6 protein-coding genes are annotated in these 6,391 nt (G+C 71.0%); all 6 read left to right on the forward strand.

All coding sequences use genetic code 11. The annotated features are described in order from the left end of the window. Positions 1–204 precede the first annotated feature (204 nt). Complete coding sequence (locus AC1DXK_RS29680) at positions 205–1,359, forward strand: transporter substrate-binding domain-containing protein (RefSeq protein ID WP_477299624.1); 1,155 nt, start codon at positions 205–207, stop codon at positions 1,357–1,359. Further along, the gene (locus tag AC1DXK_RS29685; protein WP_457107491.1) at positions 1,356–1,982 is read left to right on the forward strand and encodes an ANTAR domain-containing response regulator; all 627 of its coding nucleotides are present in this window, start codon (positions 1,356–1,358) and stop codon (positions 1,980–1,982) included. Before AC1DXK_RS29680 ends, AC1DXK_RS29685 begins: the two co-directional genes overlap by 4 nt. A gap of 174 nt (positions 1,983–2,156) precedes the next feature. Then, entirely contained in the window at positions 2,157–3,002 is an 846-nt protein-coding gene (locus AC1DXK_RS29690; RefSeq protein WP_457107492.1) for a nitrilase family protein, read from the forward strand. 44 nt (positions 3,003–3,046) lie between these two features. After that, positions 3,047–4,201 carry a substrate-binding protein gene (locus tag AC1DXK_RS29695; protein ID WP_457107493.1) on the forward strand — a complete coding sequence of 385 codons (1,155 nt, stop codon included), beginning with the start codon at positions 3,047–3,049 and terminating at the stop codon, positions 4,199–4,201. 357 nt (positions 4,202–4,558) lie between these two features. Then, on the forward strand, positions 4,559–5,392 hold the full coding sequence (locus AC1DXK_RS29700; protein ID WP_457107494.1) for a branched-chain amino acid ABC transporter permease: 834 nt from the start codon (positions 4,559–4,561) through the stop codon (positions 5,390–5,392). 49 nt (positions 5,393–5,441) lie between these two features. Continuing rightward, a partial coding sequence (locus tag AC1DXK_RS29705; RefSeq protein ID WP_477299625.1) for a branched-chain amino acid ABC transporter permease occupies positions 5,442–6,391 on the forward strand: 950 nt, incomplete at its 3' end.

Raw genomic sequence — 6,391 nt, forward strand, 5'->3', positions numbered from 1 at the left:
CTCCCGGTTCGTGAGCCGGCCGGCGCGGACGGCGGGTCCGGCCGCCGGGTGAGGGCGGCCGGACCCGCGGGACGCGGCGTTGCCCCCTTTCCCCCCGGGTCCGCCCCCGGCGGCCCGGGGAACGGCTTTCGCGGCGGGTCCTCCCTCGGCTAGGACAGCGGGGCGCGCAGCCGTCCGGGCGCCTGCGGCGAGCCCGGGGGGACCATGGCGGCCAAGGATGAAGCGACGTGGCGGGTCGGCGTCCTGTTCTCCCGCAGCGGGGTGAGCGGCGTCACCGAGACCGAGCACTTCCTCGGCACAGCCCTCGCCATCGAGGAGATCAACACGGCCGGCGGCGTGCTCGGCCGCCCGATCGAGCCGGTCTGCTACGATCCCGCCGGCGACATCGACGCCTACCGCACCCTGGCCCGGCGGATGCTCGCCGAGGACGGGGTCGAGGTGGTGTTCGGCTGCTCGCTCTCGGCGAGCCGGAAGTCGGTGCTGTCCACCATGGAGCGGCACAACGGCCTGCTCTGGTACCCGTCGATCTACGAGGGCTTCGAGTACTCGGAGAACATCATCTACACCGGCGCGACCCTCAACCAGAACGTCTTCGCCCTGGCCGACTACCTCCTGCAGGAGCAGGGGCGGCGGATCTTCCTGATCGGGTCCGACTACATCTACCCGCGGGAATCGAACCGGGTCATGCGCGACCTGATCGAGGCGAAGGGCGGGACCATCGTGGGCGAGCTGTACGCGGCCCTCGACGCGGATGACGCGGCCCACGCCGCCATGATCGCGGCGATCCGCGACGCCGCGCCGGACGCGGTCTTCTCCACCGTGGTGGGGCGCGGGGCCGAGCGGCTCTACCGCGCCTACGCGGAATCCGGCATCGACCGCGCCCGCTGCCCGATCGCCARCCTGACCCTGGCGGAGGGCCAGATCCACGCGATCGGCCCCGAGCACTGCACCGGCCACGTCCTGGCGGCCCCGTATTTCGGGTCGCTCGCAAGCGAGGAGAACCGGCGCTTCGTCGCCGCCTTCCAGGCCCGGTTCGGGCCCGAGCGCCCCACCAGCATGTGGTCGGAGACCGCCTACGCGCAGGTCCATCTCTTCGCCCGGGCACTCACGGAGGCCGGCACCCTCGACGCCGAGCGCCTCGGCGCGGCGGCCCTGCGGCAGCGCCTCGCGGCGCCGGAGGGCGACCTCGCCTTCGACGGCGAGACCCGCCACATCTGGCTCACCCCCGGCATCGGCGTCGCCCGCGCGGACGGTCAGTTCGACGTGGTCTGGCGGGCGCGGCGGCCTGTGCGGCCCGATCCCTATCTCGCGTGGTCCCGGTTCGAGACGAACTGGCTGGAGGAGGGGCTCGCCGCGTGACCGCCCCCGCCCGCAAGATCCTGGACGACCTGCGGCGCGCCCGCGCCCTCGTCATCCACCCCAAGGACGAGGAGGGCGCCGCGCTGCTGGAGCAGCTCCGCCGCCTCGGCTGCGCGGTGTCCCTGGCGTGGCCGCCGCCCGCCGCCCTGCCGGCCGACATCGATACCCTGTTCATCCAGCTCGACGACGCCCAGGTGATGCACCTGCTGCCGTCGATCGAGGCGCTGGAGCCCGCCGTGATCGCCATCGTGGCCTACGAGAGCCCGACCTCCCTGAAGGCGATCGCCGACGTCAACGCCCACGGCGTGCTCAACAAGCCGCTCCATCCGCGGGGCGTGCTGACCCAGTTCGCCCTGGCCCGCTACCGGCGCGGCTACGAGGGCCGGCTCACCAGCAAGATCAACCGGCTGGAGGAGACCATGAAGGGCCGCCGCACCGTCGAGAAGGCGGTCCGGCTGCTCGTGGACCTGAACCGGATCGACGAGGACGCCGCCTACAAGCTGCTCCGGGACCGGGCCACCGCCGCCCGCGTGCCGATGTCGAGCGTCGCCGAGAGCGTGGTCTCGGCCCACGAGGCGATGAGCGGTCTCGGCCTGCGCATCGCGTTGGCGGAAAAGACCTGATCGCAGCAGCCTGCCGCATTTATGGTCTTGCAGTCCGTACCGGGGCGCGTATCGTAGTCTAACCGGGCAAGGTTGCCCCGCAGCAGGATTGCTGCACTACATCACGGCTTTGAAGCCTCTGGTTCGCGGACGATTGCGTCCGTGCCCAGGGGCTTTTTGCGTTTTGGAGCTTTCATGATCCAAGCGAACGGTTCCGCGCGCCCACCGATACGGGTCTCCTGTATCCAGTTCGAGCCGCAGATCGGCGAAGTTGCGGCCAATATGGCCCGTGCGTCGGATCTCGTCCGCGCCGCCGCCGCGGAGGGCGGCCGGCTGATCGTGCTGCCGGAACTCGCCAGCACCGGCTACGTGTTCGACTCCGCCGCGGAGGCCGCCGCGCTCGCCGAGCCGGTACCGGACGGGCCGACCACCCGGGCCTGGGCGGCGCTCGCCGCGGAACTCGGCGTGCACGTCGTGGCGGGGATCGCCGAATCCGCCGGCGACGTCCTCTACAACGCCGCCGTGATCGTCGGGCCTGAGGGCTACATCGGCACCTACCGCAAGGCGCATCTCTGGGACCAGGAGAACGTGTTCTTCGCCAAGGGTGACCTCGGCTTCCCGGTCTTCGAAACGGCGCTCGGCAAGGTCGGCGTCGCGATCTGCTACGACGGCTGGTTCCCCGAGACCTTCCGGCAGCTGGCGCTCGGCGGCGCCGAGATCGTCTGCATCCCGACCAACTGGGTGCCGATGCCCGACCAGCCCGCGGGCGAGGCCGCCATGGCCAACACCCTGCACCGCGCGGCGGCCCATTCGAACGGCATCTTCATCGCCTGCGCCGACCGGGTCGGGATCGAGCGCGGCCAACCCTTCGAGGGCCAGAGCCTGATCATCGGCCCCAAGGGCTGGCCGCTCGCCGGCCCGGCGAGCCGGGACCGCACCGAGACCCTCTCGGCGCTGGTCGACCTCGCCGAGGCCGGCCGCAAGGACCTGAACACGCACAATTCCCTGCTGCGCGACCGCCGCACCGACATCTACGGCTGATCCGCGATCCGTATCCGCCCCCGTCCGTCCCAAGGAGCTCGTTCATGGTGAAATGGTCCCTCGTCGGCGCCACGGCGCTCGCCCTCGCCGCCACGGCCGCGCAGGCCGCCGATTCCAAGCCGATCGTCATCGGCATCCCGATCGGCCTGTCGGGTGCCAACAGCGTCGTGGCGCCCTCGGTGGTGCAGTCGGCCGAACTCGCTGTCGAGGAGATCAACGCCAAGGGCGGCGTCCTCGGTCGTAAGCTCGCCCTGGAAGTGGCCGACGACGCCTCCGGGGCGGCCGGCGCCCAGAAGGCCTTCGACAGCCTGATCTACCAGAAGAAGGTCGACGTCCTGATCTCGATGGAGACGAGCGCGGCCCGCAACGCCGGACTGCCCGCCGTCACCAAGGGCAAGGTGCCGTACATCTACACCTCGTTCTACGAGGGCCATTCCTGCAACAAGAACATGTTCGTGGACGCCTGGGTGCCGGAGCAGCAGGTTCCGCCGGTGGTGGACGCCTTCAAGGCGAAGGGCGCCAAGACCTACTTCCTGATCGGCAGCGACTACGCCTTCGGTCGCGGCATGCTGGGCTTCGCCAAGAGCTACGTCGAGAAGACCGGCGGCAAGGTTCTGGGCGAGGAATACCTGCCGATGGACGGGAGCGACTGGACGGCGATCATCTCCAAGCTGAAGGAGGCCAAGCCCGACGCGCTGATCACCTCGACCGCGGGCGGCGCGCCGAACGTGACGCTGACCAAGCAGCTGCGCGGCGCGGGTGTGACGCTGCCCTTCGCCAACCTCGCCCTGGACGAGGGGACGGCCAAGAGCATGGGCGCGGACGCCGAGGGCGTCTACCTCTCGGCTTCCTACGTCACCGGGATCGACAGCGCGGAGAACAAGGCCTTCCTGGCGGCGATGCAGAAGAAGTTCGGCGCGGAGCTGCGCACCCCGAACGACCTCTCGGTGCCGGAATACGAGGCGATCTACCTCTACAAGGCCGCCGTCGAGAAGGCGGGCGGGACCGAGACCGCCAAGGTGCTGGAGGCGCTGCCGACCGTGAGCTTCACGGGGCCGCGGGGCACGATCACCATGAGCAAGCAGCACCACGCGCCGCTGACCATGTATCTCGGCCAGATCCAGAAGGACGGCACCGTGAAGGTCGCCGGGAGCTTCAAGGACGTCGATCCCGGCGCGCAGTGCCCGAAGCTGCAATGAGGGGCGGGGCACGAGGCCTTGCCCTCCCGGGTGACGATATCCACCCGTCTCGCGCCGACGTCGATCACGGAGCGCCACGTGCCCCCTCTCCCGTGCGGGAGAGGGTTGGGGTGAGGGATTAGACGCTCCTGGATCGAGCGCGCCGTCGTCGCGCTGTCTTGGACGAGACTTCTCCGGAGAGGTCACACCCCTCACCCAGTCCCTCTCCCGCACGGGAGAGGGGACCCGCGCCCGGTCCGGAAGCCGCGGTGCCGCGGTCGATACGTGACTCGGCAAGCCCGCAGAGGGGGAGGGGACCGTCGTCACCCGCCACATGCCTCCCTCAGCCCGCGACGACACGCGCACACGGAATCCCCGATGCTGCTCACCCTCGATATCCTGACCACGGCGGCGATCCTGTTCATCGTCGCGATCGGCCTCCTGGCGATCTTCGGCGTGCTCAAGATCATCAACTTCGCCCACGGGGCGTGGCTGACGGTCGGCGCCTACTGCGCGGTGGTGACCGCCAGGCTCGGGCTCAATCCGTGGCTGGCCCTGCCGCTGGCCTTCGCGGTCGGCGCGGCGTTGGGCGGCCTCGCCGAGCACTTCATCATCCGCCCGCTCTACCGGCGGCCGCTGGACGCGATCCTCGCCACCTGGGGGCTCGGCATCGTGATCGGGCAGCTCATCACCCTGGCCTTCGGCCGGGACGTCCAGCTCACCCCGAACCTCTACGCCGGCACCGTCGAGATCCTCGGCGTCGACTACTCCGCCTACCGGCTCGTCGCGCTCGGCATCGCCCTGGCGATCGGCACGCTGTTCGCGCTGACCATCGAGCGGACCCGGCTCGGCCTCTCGGCTCGGGCGGTGATCATGAACGAGACCCTGGCGCGCAGCCTCGGCATCGACACGGGCCGCGTGCGCCTCGTCGTGTTCATGCTCGGCGCCGGCTTCGCGGGCCTCGCCGGCGTCCTGCTGACGCCGCTCACCAGCGTCGACCCGAACATGGGCGTCTCCTGGCTGATCGGCGCCTTCATGCTGGTGATGGTCGCCGACGCCTCGTACCTGGCGCTCGCGGCGGCCTGCCTCGTCTTCGGGGCCGCGCAGGTCCTGATCAGCACCTTCGTGAGCCCGATCCTGGGCAGCATCGCCGTCGCGGTGCTGGCCGCCCTCGTGCTGCGGATCAGCCCGAAAGGTTTCTCCCGTGCTTGAGACCCTGCCCGTCGCCGAGCGCGCCGCCGCGGCGCCCCGCGGACGCCGCATGTCCCGCGCCGCGCCCTTCGTGGTCGCGGCCCTGGCGGCGCTGGCCCTCTGGATCGCGCCGCTGTTCCTCGACACCTTCGCGGTCAACGTCCTGACCCGCTCGATGATCTACGCGGTGCTGGCCGTCACGGTGGACCTGCTCTGGGGCTTCGCGGGGATCCTGACCTTCGGGCAGGCGGCGTTCTTCGGCGTCGGCGCCTACGCCACCGCGATGATCCTCGCCGCCTACGGGGCGACGCCGCTGGGGATCGCCGCGGCGGTCGCGGCGTCGCTCGTCGTGCCGGCGCTCCTCGGCCTCGCGGTCGGCTGGCTGTCCTTCTACCACCGCTCGACACCGCTCTACGCCTCGGTGATCTCGCTGGTCGTCCCGATCGTCGTGGTGCAGCTCATCTACTCGGGCGGGGAATGGACCGGCTCCAGCAGCGGCCTCGTCGGCTTCGACGTGCTGCCCTTCGAGATCGAGGGCTATTTCCGCCTCGCGGCGCTGTTCCTGATCGCCGTCACGCTGGCGGCCTGGATCCTGGTCCGGGCCGATGCCGGCCGTGCCCTCGTGGCGCTCCGGGACAACGAGGCGCGCTGCGCCTATCTCGGCCTCAACCCGCGGCGCCTGCAGATCCGGCTGACCGCCGCGCTCGCCGGGATCGCGGGGCTCGCCGGCTTCCTGTTCGCCAACGCCTCGGGGGTGGTCGCGCCCGAGAATGCCGGCTTCCTGTTCGGCACCGAGCTGGTCATCTGGGTGGCGCTCGGCGGCCGCGGCACGCTGCTCGGCCCGGTGCTCGGCACCATCGCGATCGACTACCTCGCGGCGAACCTCTCGGGCGACCTGCCGTTCCTCTGGCAGCTCCTCCTGGGGACGGCCTTCGTGGCCATCATCATCCTGCTGCCGGGCGGCCTCGCCGACCTCGTCGGCCGCCTGTGGCGGGCGCTGCCGGTGGGCCGGCGGGAGGC

The organism is Methylobacterium sp. P3_A11 (assembly GCF_056403155.1).

What these genes read in the sequence shown, in the direction of transcription:
- AC1DXK_RS29690 (WP_457107492.1), top strand. Translation starts at nt 2,157, where the DNA reads ATGATCCAAGCGAACGGTTCCGCGCGCCCACCGATACGGGTCTCCTGT.
- AC1DXK_RS29695 (WP_457107493.1), top strand. Translation starts at nt 3,047, where the DNA reads ATGGTGAAATGGTCCCTCGTCGGCGCCACGGCGCTCGCCCTCGCCGCC.
- AC1DXK_RS29700 (WP_457107494.1), top strand. Translation starts at nt 4,559, where the DNA reads ATGCTGCTCACCCTCGATATCCTGACCACGGCGGCGATCCTGTTCATC.